Genomic DNA, 16111 nt, shown 5'->3' on the forward strand with positions numbered 1-16111 from the left:
CAAGACGAGTCCACTTTTCCTCTCGGCAGGCGGCTCAAGCGCCGGCCGAAGGCTCCGAAGACCGTGACAGCCCGTAACGCGGGTGTCGTCCAGTTCTGGTTGCCGAGCAGTTCGCGGCTGCCTCCACCCGGAGCTCGTCATGTTGTCGTTGATCCGCCGCCGCCCGGCGCGCCCGCTGCCCCTGCCCACCGAGCCGCGCCTGGCGCTCGAGCCACGCATGATGTTCGACGGCGCGATGCTGCTGGACGCCGCGCTCGCCCAGGGCACCGCCCAGGCGGCGCTGGCCGCCGCCGCGCAGGACGCGTCGGCCGAGGCGGACGACAGCGCGAACCACAGCGCGGACCAGAGCGCGGGCGATGCGGCCTGGCTGGCCTCGGCCGCCGGCGCCACGCCCGAGGGGGCGGCCGGCGCTGCCACCGCACCCGCAGCGCGCGAATGGGTGTTCGTCGACCGCGACCTGCCGCAACTGCCCCAGCTGCTGGCCCATGTGCCGCCGGGTGCGCAGCTGGTGCTGCTGGACCCTGGCCGCGACGGCCTGGCGCAGGTGAACGAGGCGCTGGCCGGCCAAACCGAGGTGCAGGCCATCCACCTGGTGACGCATGGCGAACTGGGCGCGGTGATGCTGGGCAGCACCCGGCTCGACCTGGCCGACGCCTCCGAGCGCCATGCCGAGGCGCTGGCCACGCTGGGCCAGCACCTGGCCAGTGGCGCCGATGTGCTGTTCTACGGCTGCCAGGCGGCCGGCTCGGCCGAGGCGGTGGCCGGCATGGAGCGCCTGGCGCTGGCGCTGGACGCCGACGTGGCGGCCTCCGACGACGCCACCGGCGCCCGTGCGCTGGGTGCCGACTGGTTGCTCGAGCAGCGCAGCGGCGCCATCGAATCGGTGGTGCTGGACGGTGGCGACTGGTTCGGCACGCTGGCGGTGCTGAACGTCACGCTGAGCCTGAACGTCGGCACCCCGCTGAGCGTGGCCGAAGACAGCACGCTGGCCTTCACCGGCAGCAACCTGCTGCAGGTGTCGCTGAGCGACATGCTGGCCACCAGCACCGAGGTGCGCCTGACGGTGCAGCACGGCGCGCTGAGCTTCGGCTCGATCGCCGGCGTCACGGTGACCGAGGGCGATGGCAGCAGCGACACCGCCGTCACGCTGCGCGGCAGCGCCACGGCCATCAACAACGTGCTGGCCGGCCTGACCTACAACGCCGACCCCGACTACCACGGCAGCGACACGCTGCGCGTGGTGGTGAGCCAGACGGTGCTGGGCGTGCTGAGCGTGTCCAGCCCCACCGACATCGGCCTGACCATCACGCCGGTGGCCGACATCGCGGCCGACAGCGCCAGCACGCTGCGCGACCAGGCGGTGGCCATCGCCCTGATGGCCAACGACAGCTTCGAGCGCGGCGCCGCAGCGGTGAGCAGCGTCACCCAGCCCGCGCATGGCACGGTGACGCTGGCCGGCAACGTGGCCACCTACACGCCGGCCGCCGGCTACAGCGGGGCCGACAGCTTCAGCTACACCGTGACCAGCGGCAGCGTCAGCGAGACGGCCACCGTCTCGCTGACCGTGACCGTGCCCAATGCGCCGCCGGTCGTCAGCGCCCCGGCCAGCGCCAGCGGCAGCGAAGACCAGGCGCTGGTGTTCACGGGCGCCAGCGCCGGGGCGCTGAGCGTCACCGACAGCAACGGCGACACCCTGACCGCCACACTCAGCGTGACCCACGGCACGCTGACCCTGGCCGGCACCAGCGGCCTGAGCTTCACCACCGGTGACGGCACGGCCGACACCACGCTGGTGTTCAGCGGCAGTGCCGCGGCCATCAACCAGGCGCTGGACGGCCTGCGCTTCACGCCCGATGCCGACTACCACGGCAGCGCCACGCTCAGCCTGGCGGCCAGCGACGGCCAGGCCAGCCAGTCGGCCAGCGTGCCGATCACGCTGGGCGCGGTGGCCGATGCCGTGAACGACAGCGTGACCACCGACGTGCTGACGCCGGTGACGCTGTACCCGCTGGCCAATGACAGCTTCGAGGGCGCGGCCAGCGTCGTGTCGGCCACCGGCGCGGCGCATGGCACGCTGCTGCTGGGCCTGGGCGGCGCGGTCACCTACACGCCCGATGCCGGCTACCGGGGCAGCGACAGCTTCACCGTGACGGTCAGCGCTGGCGGCGTCACCGAGACGCAGACTGTGGCCGTCACCGTGGGCATCAACCATGCGCCGGTGGCCAGCGGCACGCTGGGTGGCATCAGCACGCAGGACAGGGCGGTGGTGGCGGCCTCGGTGGCCGGCGGCTTCAGCGATGGCGACCTGGGCGACAGCCTGCAGTTCTCGGCCACCGGCCTGCCGGCGGGCCTGAGCCTGGACGCCACCACCGGCCTGATCTCGGGCCAGCTGGGCGGGCATGCGTCGCAGACCGGCGGCGGTGTCTATGCCGTGCAGGTCACGGCCACCGACAGCGGCGGCCTGAGCGCCACCGCCACGCTGACCATCACGGTGAGCAATCCGGCGCCGCTGCTCGCTGCGGGCGTGGCCGCGGGCCAGGAGGACAGCAACCTGCGCGTCGACGCGCTGCTGAACGCCAGTGACAGCGATGGCGACGCCCTCAGCGTGGCGTCGGCCAGCGCCCTGAACGGCACCGTGACGATCCAGCCCGATGGCGCGCTGAGCTACACCCCGCACGCCAACTTCAACGGTGTGGACAGCATCACCTACACCGTGATGGACGCGGACGGCGGAACGGCCAGCGGCAGCATCGCGGTCACGGTGGCTGCGGTGGCCGACCTGCCCACGCTGCAGCTGCCCACGATCCCGGTGTTCACCGAGGACACGCCGATCATCTTCGCGTCGCTGCTGGGCACGCAGATCGCGGTGGGCGACGTGGACGGGCAGGTGCTGGAGATCGAGCTGTCGGTGCCCGGCGGCCTGCTGACGCTGCAGCAGCACGCGGGCGTCAACCTCAGCCAGGGCGATGGCGTGGACGACAGCCTGATCCGCATGTCGGGCACGGCCGCCAATCTGCAGGCCGCGCTGGAGCAGTTGCAGCTGCTGCCCGGCGCAGACCACAACGGCCCGCTGACGCTGACCGTGTCGCTGGGGCCGCTGGGCCAGACCCTGGGCGTCAGCGCCACGCTGCCGCTGGGCGTGGTGGCCGTGGCCGACATCGTCGACGACGCGGTCAGCACCGTGTCCGGCCAGGCCGTGGGCTTCAACGTGCTGGCCAACGACAGCTTCGAGCATGCCGGCCGCGTGGTCACGTCCTACCAGACGCCGGCGCATGGCAGCCTGAGCATCGACGCGCAGGGCCAGGCCAGCTACACCCCGGTGGCAGGCTTCGTCGGCAGCGACAGCTTCACCTACACCGTCACCAGCAACGGCACCACCGAGACGGCCACCATCACCGTCACCGTGGGCGCCGCGCCCAACCAGGCCCCCACCGGCGCCACGCTGGCCGATCTGCAGCGCGACGATGGCGCCAGCGTGGCGCTGGACCTGTCGGCCAGCTTCAGCGACGCCGATGGCGACGCGCTGAGTTTCAGCGCCAGCGGCCTGCCGGCCGGCCTGAGCATCGACACGGCCACCGGCGTGATCAGCGGCACGCTGGACCGCCACGCCTCCAGCGCCGTGCCGGGCGGCGTGTACACCGTGGTCATCACCGCCAGCGACGGCCGCGGCGGTGCGGTGGCGCGGGCCTTCGAGCTGACCGTGGCCAACCCGGCGCCGGTGGCCGGGGCCGACAGCGCCAGCGTGGCCGAGGACGGCGTGCTCGATGGCCAGGTGCTCGGCAATGACAGCGACCCCGATGGCGATGCCCTGCAGGTGGACACCACGCCGGTCAGCGGTCCGGCGCATGGTGGTCTGGTGCTGCGCGCCGACGGCAGCTACCAGTACACGCCGCTGGCCGACTTCCACGGCACCGACAGCTTCAGCTACCGCCTGATCGACGCGGACGGCGGCGTCACCGTGGCCACGGTGACGATCACGGTGCTGGCCGTCAACGATGCGCCGGTGGCCACGGGTGACACGCTGACCACCGCGGAGGACACCGCGGTCAGCGTGGCCGTGCTGGCCAACGACGGCGACGCCGATGGCGATGCGCTCAGCGTCACGCAGGCCAGTGCCGCGCATGGCACGGTCAGCATCGGGGCCAACGGCACGCTGCACTACACGCCGGCCGCAGGCTTCCACGGCAGCGACACCATCCACTACACGGTCAGCGACGGGCAGGGCGGCACCGCCAGCGCCACCGTGGCCGTGACCGTCACGCCGGTCAACGATGCGCCGACGGCGCAGCCCATCGCCGACCGCAGCAACAGCACCGGCACGGCGGTGAGCTTCAACGCGGCTGCCGACTTTGCCGATGCCGACGGCGACACACTGAGCTACAGCGCCACGGGCCTGCCGCCGGGCCTGAGCCTGGATGCAGCCACCGGTCAGATCAGCGGCACGGCCAGCACGCCGGGCAGCTATGCGGTGACGGTCAGCGCCAGCGATGGCCACGGCGGCACGGTGAGCCAGGGCTTCACCTGGACCATCGTGGCGGCGCCGAACAACACGCCCAACACGGTGGGCAGCCTGCCGACGGCGACGGCCAGTGACGGTCAGGCCGTGACGATCACCACCGCCACCGGCTTCGCCGATCCCGACGGCGACCCACTGAGCTACACCGCCACCGGCCTGCCCGCCGGCCTGAGCATCGATGCGGCCACCGGGGTGATCAGCGGCACGGTGGATGGCGGCGCGTCGGCCGATGTGCCAGGCGGCGTCTACACCGTGCTCGTCAGCGCGAGTGACGGCCGCGGTGGCAGCGTCAGCCAGGCCTTCACGCTGACGGTGGGCAACGTGGGCCCGACGGCCGCCAACGACAGCGCCACGCTGGCCGAGGACGGCAGCGCCAGCGGCAACGTGCTGGCCAACGACAGCGACGCCGACGGCGACGCGCTGACGGTGGACACGCTGCCGCTGAGCGGCCCGGCACACGGCACGCTGGTGCTCAATGCCGACGGCAGCTACGTGTACACGCCGAACGCCAACTTCAGCGGCACCGACAGCTTCAGCTACCGCGTGATCGATGCCGACGGCGGCACGGCCACCGCGACGGTCACGCTGCAGGTCACGCCGGTCAACGATGCGCCCACCTCACAAGCGATCGCCGACCGCAGCAACAGCACCGGCACGGCGGTGAGCTTCAACGCGGCCACCGGCTTCGCCGACCCCGACGGCGACGCACTGAGCTACACCGCCACGGGCCTGCCCGCCGGCCTGAGCATCGATGCGGCCACCGGGGTGATCAGCGGCACGGTGGATGGCGGCGCGTCGGCCGATGTGCCAGGCGGCGTCTACACCGTGCTCGTCAGCGCGAGTGACGGCCGCGGTGGCAGCGTCAGCCAGGCCTTCACGCTGACGGTGGGCAACGTGGGCCCGACGGCCACCAACGACAGCGCCACGCTGGCCGAAGACGGCAGCGCCAGCGGCAATGTGCTGGCCAACGACAGCGACGCCGATGGCGACGCGCTGACGGTGGACACGCTGCCGCTGAGCGGCCCGGCACACGGCACGCTGGTGCTGAATGCCGATGGCAGCTACGCTTACACGCCGAACGCCAACTTCAGCGGGACCGACAGCTTCAGCTACCGCGTGATCGATGCCGACGGCGGCACGGCCACCGCGACGGTCACGCTGCAGGTCACGCCGGTCAACGATGCGCCCACCGCGCAGGCCATCGCCGACCGCAGCAACAGAACCGGCACGGCGGTGAGCTTCAACGCGGCGGCCGACTTTGCCGATGCCGACGGCGACACGCTGAGCTACGGCGCCACCGGCTTGCCCCCTGGGTTGAGTCTGGATGCAGCCACCGGTCAGATCAGCGGCACGGCCAGCACGCCCGGTAGCTACGCGGTGACGGTCAGCGCCAGCGATGGCCACGGTGGCACGGTGAGCCAGGGCTTCACCTGGACCATCGTGTCGGCGCCGAACAACACGCCCAACACGGTGGGCAGCCTGCCGACCGCGGCGGCCAGTGACGGGCAGTCGGTCAGCATCACCACCGCCACCGGCTTCGCCGATCCCGACGGCGACGCACTGAGCTACACCGCCACCGGCCTGCCCGTCGGCCTGAGCATCGATGCGGCCACCGGCGTGATCAGCGGCACGGTGGATGGCGGTGCGTCGGCGGATGTGCCGGGCGGCGTGTACACGGTGCAGGTGACGGCCAGCGACGGCCGCGGCGGCAGCGTCAGCCAGGCCTTCACGCTGACGGTGGGCAATGTGGCGCCGACGGCGGCCGATGCCACGATCAGCGTTGCCGAGGATGGCAGCGTGGGCGGCACGGTGGTCATCGCCGATGCCGACGGCGACGCGCTGACCGTGGACTCACCGGCCCTCAGCGGCCCCAGCCATGGCAGTCTGGTGCTCAACACCGACGGCAGCTACGTGTACACGCCGGATGCCAACTACAGCGGCACCGACAGCTTCACGTACCGCGTGGTGGATGCCGACGGCGGCGTCGCCACGGCCACGGTCACGATCCAGGTCACACCCGTCAACGACGCGCCGACGGCTCAGCCGATCGCCGATCGCAGCAACAGCCTGGGCGCCAGCGTGTCGTTCAACGCGGGGGTCGATTTTGCCGACGCCGACGGTGACACGTTGACCTACAGCGCCACCGGCCTGCCGCCCGGCCTGAGCCTGGATGCCGGCACCGGGCTGATCAGCGGCAACACCAGCACCGCAGGCTCGTACGCCGTCACGGTCACGGCCAGCGACGGGCAGGGCGGCAGCGTGAGCCAGAGCTTCCAGTGGACGGTGGCGCCCGCAGCCAACAACACGCCCAACACGGTGGGCAGCCTGCCGACGGCGGCGGCCAGTGACGGTCAGGCCGTCAGCATCACCACCGCTACCGGCTTCTCCGATCCCGACGGCGACGCACTGAGCTACAGCGCCACGGGCCTGCCCGCCGGCCTGAGCATCGATGCGGCCACCGGCGTGATCAGCGGCACGGTGGATGGCGGCGCATCGGCGAATGTGCCGGGCGGCGTCTACACCGTGCTCGTCAGCGCGAGTGACGGCCGCGGCGGCAGCGTCAGCCAGGCCTTCACGCTGACGGTGGGCAACGTGGGCCCGACGGCCACCAACGACAGCGCCACGCTGGCCGAAGACGGCAGCGCCAGTGGCAACGTGCTGGCCAACGACAGCGACGCCGACGGCGACGCGCTGACGGTGGACACGCTGCCGCTCAGCGGCCCGGCACACGGCACGCTGGTGCTGAATGCCGACGGCAGCTACGCTTACACGCCGAACGCCAACTTCAGCGGGACCGACAGCTTCAGCTACCGCGTGATCGACGCCGACGGCGGCACAGCCACCGCGACGGTCACGCTGCAGGTCACGCCGGTCAACGATGCGCCCACCGCGCAGGCCATCGCCGACCGCAGCAACAGCACCGGCACGGCGGTGAGCTTCAACGCGGCTGCCGACTTTGCCGATGCCGACGGCGACACGCTGAGCTACAGCGCCACCGGCTTGCCGCCGGGCCTGAGCCTGGATGCAGCCACCGGTCAGATCAGCGGCACGTCCAGCACACCGGGCAGCTATGCGGTGACGGTCAGCGCCAGCGATGGCCACGGCGGCACGGTGAGCCAGGGCTTCACCTGGACGATCGTGGCGGCGCCGAACAACACGCCCAACACGGTGGGCAGCCTGCCGACCGCGGCGGCCAGTGACGGGCAGGCCGTGACGATCACCACCGCCACCGGCTTCGCCGATCCCGACGGCGACGCACTGAGCTACAGCGCCACCGGCCTGCCCGCCGGCCTGAGCATCAATGCGGCCACCGGCGTGATCAGCGGCACGGTGGATGGCGGTGCGTCGGCGGATGTGCCGGGCGGCGTCTACACCGTGCTCGTCAGCGCGAGTGACGGCCGCGGTGGCAGCGTCAGCCAGGCCTTCACGCTGACGGTGGGCAACGTGGGCCCGACGGCCACCAACGACAGCGCCACGCTGGCCGAGGACGGCAGCGCCAGCGGCAACGTGCTGGCCAACGACAGCGACGCCGATGGCGACGCGCTGACGGTGGACACGCTGCCGCTCAGCGGCCCGGCACACGGCACGCTGGTGCTCAATGCCGACGGCAGCTACGCTTACACGCCGAACGCCAACTTCAGCGGGACCGACAGCTTCAGCTACCGCGTGATCGATGCCGATGGCGGCACGGCCACGGCCACCGTGAGCCTGCAGGTCACGCCGGTCAACGATGCGCCCACCGCGCAGGCCATCGCCGATCGCAGCAACAGCACCGGCACGGCGGTGAGCTTCAACGCCGCGGCCGACTTTGCCGATGCCGACGGCGACACGCTGAGCTACAGCGCCACCGGCCTGCCGCCGGGCCTGAGCCTGGATGCGGCCACTGGCCAGATCAGCGGCACGGCCAGCACGCCGGGCAGCTATGCGGTGACGGTCAGCGCCAGCGATGGCAACGGTGGCACGGTGAGCCAGGGCTTCACCTGGACGATCGTGGCGGCGCCGAACAACACGCCCAACACGGTGGGCAGCCTGCCGACGGCGTCGGCCAGTGACGGTCAGGCCGTGACGATCACCACCGCCACCGGCTTCGCCGATCCCGACGGCGACGCACTGAGCTACACCGCCACGGGCCTTCCCGCCGGCCTGAGCATCGATGCGGCCACCGGCGTGATCAGCGGCACGGTGGATGGCGGTGCGTCGGCGGATGTGCCGGGCGGCGTGTACACGGTGCAGGTGACGGCCAGCGACGGCCGCGGTGGCAGCGTCAGCCAAGCCTTCACGCTGACCGTGGGCAATGTGGACCCGACGGCCACCAACGACAGCGCCACGCTGGCCGAAGACGGCAGCGCCAGCGGCAACGTGCTGGCCAACGACAGCGACGCCGACGGCGACGCACTGACCGTGGACACCACGCCGGTGGCCGCCCCCGCGCATGGCAGTCTGGTGCTGAATGCCGACGGCAGCTTCGTCTACACGCCCGACGCCGACTACAGCGGCCCCGACAGCTTCAGCTACCGCGTGATCGACGCGGACGGCGCCGTGGCCGTGGCCACCGTCCAGCTTGAGGTGACGGCGGTGAACGACGCGCCCACCGCCGCCGGCGCCGCGCCGGTGGCCTTGACCGTCGGCAGCGCGGCGACCCTGCCGATCGGTAGCCTGGCCACCGATGTGGATGGTGATGCGCTGCGCTTCAGCGCGGTCGATCTGCCGCCCGGGCTGAGCCTGGACCCCGTCACCGGCCAGATCAGCGGCACGCCCACGCAGGCGGGCAGCTTCGCGGTGCTGGTGCGGGCCACCGATCCCGCTGGCGCCATCGCCGACATCGCGGTCACGATGACCGTTGCCGAGGATCTGACGGCCGCGCCGACGCCCACGCCAGCGCCGGCCCCGGCCGAGGTGCCGTTCGCGGGGCCGACGCAGCGCAGCGACACCGCCACGCCCCGCATCGTCGAGTCCGAGCCCGTCACCGAGGGGCTGGTCGGTCTGGTGCTCACCCGGGCCATCAACGCCGTGCAGTCGATGGAGAGCGTGGGCGACCTCAGCGGCGACGCCCCGCTGATCGCCGCCATCGGTGGCGTGCAGTCGCTGGGCCGGCCGGCCGAGATCGCGGCCGATGCAGCGCCGATGGCCACCGCCGTGGGCGACTTGAGCGCCGGCTTCCGTGCGCCCACCCGGCTGGACGACATCGGCACCGGCGGCGCCTTCGGCATCGCAGCGCTGACCGGTGCCCCCGCCGCGCCGGGCGGCGGGGAGACGCTGGCCGCCGCCCCGCTGCCGCCGCCGTTGCCGCGCGTCGTGGCCGATGCCGGCGACGCACCGCCGGCCGTGCAGCAGCAACTGCTGGATGCGCTGCAGCGCCGCCAGGCCGAGATCGACGCGCTGGCGCGCGCGCTGGGTTGAGCCAGCGCGCCGACACCCGCCGACACGACGCCCGCCGACACGACACCCGGCGCTACCAGGAAGGACACCGCATGCACCCGATCACGCCCGCTGCCGATGCCGATCCGCCATCCCCGGCGAGCGGCCTGTCGCGACGGCAATGCCTGGCCCGGCTGGCCACCGCCGGCGGCGCGCTGGGGCTGGGCGGCTGCGCCAACACGCCGCCGGTGATCGATGCCGCCGCCAATGCGCAGGCCCTGCGCGCGCGCCTGGCGGCGCAGATCGGCACCGAGGCCAGGGTGGACGGACCGATCTCGCTGTACGAGGCCATGGGGCGCGCCCTGAAGTACAACCTCGACCAGAAGATCGAGATGATGGACGTGGCGCTGCGCGAGCGCCAGTTCGAGGCGCGCAGCGCCGACATGCTGCCCACGCTGGTGGCCAGCTCGGGCTTCTCGGCGCGCGACAACGATGCCGGCTCGCGCAGCCGCTCGCTGCTCACCGGCCGCGAGTCGCTGGAGCCCTCCACCTCCAGCCAGCGGCGCAGCACCACGGCCGATCTGGCCCTGAGCTGGGACGTGCTCGACTTCGGCCTGGCCCGCGTGCGCCAGCGCCAGCAGTCCGACGAGCGCCAGCTGTCGATGGAGCGGCGCCGCAAGGTGATCAACCGCATCCTCGAAGACGTGCGCACCGCCTACTGGCGTGCGGTCAGTGCCGACCGCACGGCCAAGAAGCTGGCCGACCTGGAGGTGCTGACCGGCCGCGCGATGCGCCAGGCCGAGGAGCTGGAGCAGCGCCGCATCGCCTCGCCCAACCTGGTGCTGGGCTACCAGCGCGACCTGCTGCAGGTGCAGGGCGATGTGCAGAAGCTGCAGCGCGAGCTGTCGCTGGCCAAGAGCCAGCTGGCCGCGCTGATGAACCTGAACCCCGACGCCAGCTTCCAGCTGGTGCTGCCCGACCGCACCGATGTCGTGCCCGAACTGCCGGGCTCGGCCGAGGAGATGGTGCTCACCGGCCTGCGCTTCCGGCCCGAGGTGCGCGAGGCCAGCTACCGCCAGCGCATCCTGCGCGGCGAGCTCGATGCCGCCTTCCTGCGCGCGCTGCCCACCGTGCGCACCGTGCTGGGCCTGAACCACGACAGCAACGACTTCCTCTACAACCCGCAGTGGGTGAGCCTGAGCGCGCGCGTCAGCTGGAACCTGCTGGACGTGTTCCGCTACCCGATGCAAAAGCGCGCCCTCGAGGCCGAGGCCGCGATGCTCGACCAGCGCGACCTGGCGCTGACCATGGCCGTGGCCACCCAGGTGCACGTGGCGCGGGTGCGCTTCGTGCGCCTGTCGCAGGAGCTCAACACCGCGCAGCGCGCCCAGGGCGTGCAGGAGCGGCTGCTGGGCCAGGCGCGCGGCGCCTTCCGCGCCCGCGCCATCAGCCAGCAGCAGCTGGTGCGTGAGGAGATGAACGGCGTGCTGTCCGAGGTGCGCTACGACGTGGCGTACTCCGACCTGCAGAACGCCTATGCCAATCTGTACGCGTCCATGGGCTTGGACAACTTCGACGTCGACATCGATGCCGATTTGCCGCTCAAGAAACTGGCCCAGGAGCTCGAAGAACACTGGACAGAGCGGGCGCTCAGCCTGCCGGCCATGCCGGCCAAGAGCTCCTGACACGACTGTCCAGACGACCTGACTTCATGAACCTGCTGACACACCGAGCGCGCATGGGCGCAGCACGCCGGCTGGCCGCCGGGCTGGCCTGCGCGGCTGCGGCGGGCGCCTGGGCGCAGGCCGGTGCGCCATTGCCCGCGGCCACGCCGCTGCCGGCGCCGGCACCGGCCACCGGTGCGGCCGTGGTGCGCAGCAACGCCGGCAGCGCCGGCATCGCGCGCGGCGTGGTGCGGGCGGTGGCCGAGGCCACGCTCACCGCGCGGCTGTCGGCGCGCATCACCGAGATGCCGATGGCCGAGGGCGCCACCTTCGCCAAGGGCGAGCTGCTGGCCGCCTTCGACTGCGAGCGGCCGCAGGCCGAGGCCCGCGGCGCGCGCGCGGCGCTGGAGGCCCAGCGCAAGCAGGTGGAGACCAACGAGGAGCTCGACCGCTACAACGCCATCGGCAAGAACGACCTGCTGGTGTCGAGGTCGCAGCTCGACAAGGCCCAGGCCGAAGCCGACGCGCTGGCGTCGCAGCTCAAGGAATGCCGCGTCACCGCGCCGTTTGCCGGCCGCGTGGTCGCGCGCCAGGCGCGGCAGCATGAATCGGTGCAGGCCGGCGCGCCGCTGCTGCGCATCGTCGACACCAGCGGCGTCGAGCTCGACCTGATCGTGCCCTCGCAATGGCTGGCCTGGCTGCGGCCGGGCACGGCCTTCGTGTTCCGCATCGACGAGACCGGCAGCAGCCTGCCGGCCAAGGTGCAGCGCCTGTCGCCGGCGGTCGATCCGGTGAGCCGCACGCTGAAGATCACCGCCAGCTTCGACGACCCCGCCGCGCGCGTGCTGCCCGGCATGGGCGGCACCGCCTCGGGCTGGCGCCCGCCCCGATGAGCACGGCCCGCGTCAGCGACGCCCCCCGCCCGCCGGCCGTGCTGGCCGCCGAGGCCCTGCAGCGCAGCGCCGCCCGGGCGCGCGCACAGCCCCGCGCCGACGAGCCCGCTGCGGCCGGCCCGCGCATCGGCACCGCCGCGCCGGCGCCGGCCGGCGACGCCTCGGCCGCGCTGCGCCTGCTGCAGTACGAGGCCGAGGTGCGCCGCGTGCAGGGCGAACAGGCGCTGCTGATGCACCTGGTCAACGAGGCGCGCAGCCTGGTGCCCTATGGCCAGGCCATCGTGTTCCGCCGTCGCGGCGGTGGCCGCCAGTGGCGGCCGGTGGCGGTGTCGGGCCTGCCCTCGGTGGACGCGCATGCGCCGCTGCTGGTGGCGCTGGGCCGCGGCCTGGCGCGCCAGCAGCCCGGAGTGCTGCACGACATGAAATCGCTGGACCTGCAGTCGGCCGGCGCCTGGCCCGGTCTGGACGAACGCAGCCGCGGCGTGCTGCGCGGCTTTGCGTTGCCGCGGGGCCTGTGGGTGCCGCTGCCCGACGCCGCCGACCGCGTGGACGCCGGCGTGCTGTTCCTGCGCGAGGCGCCGTTCAACCCCGGTGCCACGGTGCTGCTGCGCCGCCTGGGCCAGACCTATGCCCATGCCTGGACGGCCCTGTCGGGCCCGCGCCGGCGCACGCTGGGCCAGGCCCGCACGCCGTGGATGCTGATGCTGCTGGTGCTGCTGCTGGGGGTGCTGGGCGCGATGCCGGTGCGCCTGAGCGTGATGGCGCCGGTGGAGGTGGTGGCGGCCGAGCCGCAGGTGCTCACCGCGCCGATCCAGGGCGTGGTGCGGCGCATCGCCGTGCCACCCAGTGCGCCGGTGAAGGCCGGCGACGTGGTGGTGCAGTTCGACGACATCCAGCCGCGCAACGAGATGCTGCTGGCGCAGCAGCGCCTGGCCGTGGCCCAGGCGCGCGATGCGCGCACCGCGGCCGCCGCCTTCCAGGACCCCGAGGCCGCGCACGAGCTGGCCACCGCCCGCGCCGAGTACGAGCTGGCGCGCGTGAACTACGACTACGCCGTGGAGGTGCTGGCGCGCACCGCGGTGCGCGCGCCGCAGGACGGCGTGGTGATCTACACCGACCGGCGCGACTGGGAAGGCCGCGCGGTGCAGGTCGGCGAGGAGGTGGTGCAGGTGGCCGATCCGCGGCGCATCGCGCTGCGCGTGGACCTGCCCACCGGCAACAGCCTGCCGCTGGAGCCTGGCGCGCGCGGCGACGTGTTCCTCGACAACGTGCCCTTCGGCGGCATCCCCGCCCAGGTGCGCCATGTGGCCTACACGCCGCGCACGCTGCCTGGGGGCGACACCGCCTACACCGTGATGCTGGCGCCCGAGGCCGGCTACCAGCCGCGCATCGGGGCGCGCGGCACGGTGCGCCTGTATGCCGGCGAGGTGCCGCTGGCCGTGCAGCTGCTGCGCCGTCCGCTGTCGGCGCTGCGCCAGACCCTCGGCTTCTGAGCCCGCCGCCATGTCCGGCCTCGACGACGCCCTGCCCCTGCCGCCGCTGCGGCCCGAGCTGCAGCTGGTGGAGGCCGCGCCCGAGCCCGGCGGTGCGGCGCGCTGGCGGCTGGACGATCCGCTGCGCCAGCGCAGCTTCCTGCTCACCGAGCCCGACCTGCGCCTGCTGGCGCTGTGGCCGCTGGGCCGGGTGGGCGCCTTGCGCGCGGCCTGGCGCCGCACGCTGCCCGGCGGCGCCTCGGCCGATGGCGAGGGCCAGCTCGACCGGCAACTCGACCGGCAACTGGCCGGGCTGCTGGAGTTCCTGCGCCAGCACCACCTGCTGGTGCCCACCCCCGGCAGCGAGGTCGGTGAGCTGGCCGACCAGGCCCAGCGCCAGGCGCACACCGGCTGGCGCGGCTGGTTCGGGCGCTGGATGGGCTGGCGCCTGCCGCTGTGCCAGCCGCAGGGCTTTCTGGAGGCCACGCTGCCGCTGGTGCGCGGCCTGTGGAGCGCGCCGGCGCTGGCGCTGTGGGCCCTGGCCACGCTGGCCGGCCTGTACCTGGTGTCGCGCCAGTGGGACGCCTTCGTCGGCAGCTTCGCCCAGTTCGCCCAGCCCGAGGGCTGGCTGGCCTATGGCGTGGTGCTGCTGGCGCTGAAGCTGCTGCACGAGCTGGGCCATGCCTATGCCGCCGTGCACCACGGCGCCCAGGTGCCGTCGATGGGCCTGACCGTGGCGCTGGGCGTGCCCATGCTCTACACCGACACCAGCGATGCCGTGCGCCTGCCGCGCCGCGCGCCGCGGGTGTGGATCGGCGCGGCCGGCATGCTGGCCGAATCGGCCGTGGCTGGCCTGGCCACGCTGGCCTGGGCGCTGCTGGCCGACGGGCCGCTGCGCGCCGCGTGCTTCGTGGTGGCCACGTCCAGCTGGGCCACCACGCTGGCGGTCAACCTCAACCCGCTGGGACGCTTCGACGGCTACTACATGCTGTCGGACGCGCTGGGCCTGGCCAACCTGCAGCAGCGCGCGCTGGACCACGCCGGCTGGGCGCTCGGCCGCCTGCTGCTGGGGCCGGTGCTGGCGCCGCCCGAGCCGGCCACGCCGCTGCGCCGCGTGCTGCTGGTGGCCTATGGCAGCGGGGTGTGGCTGTTCCGGCTGTCGCTGGGCCTGGCGGCGGCGTGGCTGGCCTACAGCCTGCTGTTCCAGGCCGCCGGCGTGCTGCTGGCCGCCGCCACGCTGTGGTGGCTGGTGCTGCGGCCGGCCGGGCTGCAGCTGGCCGCCTGGTGGCGGCTGCGTGGCGCCGTGGTGCTGGGCCGCTGGCTGGGCCTGGGCCTGGTGCTGGGCGGGCTGGGCTGGGCGCTGCAGGCCCCGCTGGACCACAGCGTGCGCGCGGCCGCCGTGCTGGCCTGGCAGGACGAGCAACTGCTGCAGGCGCCCGAGGTGGCCGTGGTGGAGGCCGTGCTGGCACGCGACGGCCAGCCGGTGCGCGCCGGCCAACCGCTGCTGCGCCTGCGCTCGCCCGAGCTGCAGCGCCGCATCGCCGAGGCCGAGAACCAGCGCGTGCTGACGCTGGAGCGGCTGGAGCGCATTGCCGGCGATGCCCGCGACCGCAACGACCTGCTGGTGCTGGAGCAGCAGCGTGCCGAGGCCCATGCCGCGGTGGCCGGGCTGCGCGAGCGCGAGGCGCAGCTGGTGCTGCGCGCCCGTGCCGACGGGCGGCTGGCCGACCTGCCGCCGCTGCTGCAGCCGGGCCAGTGGGTGCGGCCGGATCGCACGCTGGGCCGTGTGCTGCTGGGCCAGGCCCGCGACGTGCAGGGCTATGTGGACGACGCCGCGCTGGCCCGGTTGCGCGTGGGCGCCTCGGCCGTGTTCCATGCCGAAGACCTGACCCAGCCGCCGCTGCGCCTGCGCCTGCTGGCCGTGGAGCCGGCGGCGGCCGAGCAGATCACGCCCGAGCTGCTGGCCTCGGTGCATGGCGGCAGCGTGCCCACCGTGCTGGACAAACGCGGCCGGGCCGTGCCGCAGCAGGCCCGCCACCGCGTGCGCCTGGAGGTGCTGGAGGCGCTGCCCGACACGCGGCCGCGCCTGCTGCGCGGGCAGGTGCGCATCGAGGCCGCGCCCGAGAGCCTGGCGGCGCAGTCCGGCCGCCGCCTGTGGCAGCTGCTGCTGCGCGAACTGCAGGGCTGAACACGGCACGCACAGCCCAC

The 16111-nt window shown here is 73.4% G+C and carries 5 protein-coding genes; all 5 read left to right on the top strand.

Features of this window, described 5'->3' with window-relative positions:
* The first annotated feature begins 139 nt into the window (after positions 1-139).
* The 5 genes from AACH10_RS05205 (at position 140) to AACH10_RS05225 (ending at position 16091) form a co-directional block, all read left to right on the top strand.
* Complete coding sequence (locus tag AACH10_RS05205; protein WP_341409309.1) at positions 140-9916, top strand: Ig-like domain-containing protein; 9777 nt, start codon at positions 140-142, stop codon at positions 9914-9916.
* Positions 9917-9987: 71 nt separating this feature from the next.
* On the top strand, positions 9988-11559 hold the full coding sequence (locus AACH10_RS05210) for a TolC family protein (RefSeq protein WP_341409310.1): 1572 nt from the start codon (positions 9988-9990) through the stop codon (positions 11557-11559).
* A 26-nt stretch (positions 11560-11585) separates the two neighbouring features.
* Positions 11586-12431, top strand: coding sequence for an efflux RND transporter periplasmic adaptor subunit (locus AACH10_RS05215; RefSeq protein ID WP_341409311.1), 846 nt, complete (start codon positions 11586-11588; stop codon positions 12429-12431).
* Positions 12428-13924, top strand: a complete 1497-nt coding sequence (locus AACH10_RS05220) for an efflux RND transporter periplasmic adaptor subunit (protein WP_341409312.1) — start codon at positions 12428-12430, stop codon at positions 13922-13924. The genes AACH10_RS05215 and AACH10_RS05220 overlap by 4 nt, the downstream gene beginning before the upstream one ends.
* Positions 13925-13934: 10 nt before the next feature.
* Complete coding sequence (locus AACH10_RS05225) at positions 13935-16091, top strand: HlyD family efflux transporter periplasmic adaptor subunit (RefSeq protein ID WP_341409313.1); 2157 nt, start codon at positions 13935-13937, stop codon at positions 16089-16091.
* The last annotated feature ends 20 nt before the right edge of the window (positions 16092-16111 follow it).

It is taken from the genome of Pseudaquabacterium inlustre (genome assembly GCF_038066595.1).
In the GTDB taxonomy this organism is placed as follows: domain Bacteria; phylum Pseudomonadota; class Gammaproteobacteria; order Burkholderiales; family Burkholderiaceae_C; genus Pseudaquabacterium; species Pseudaquabacterium inlustre.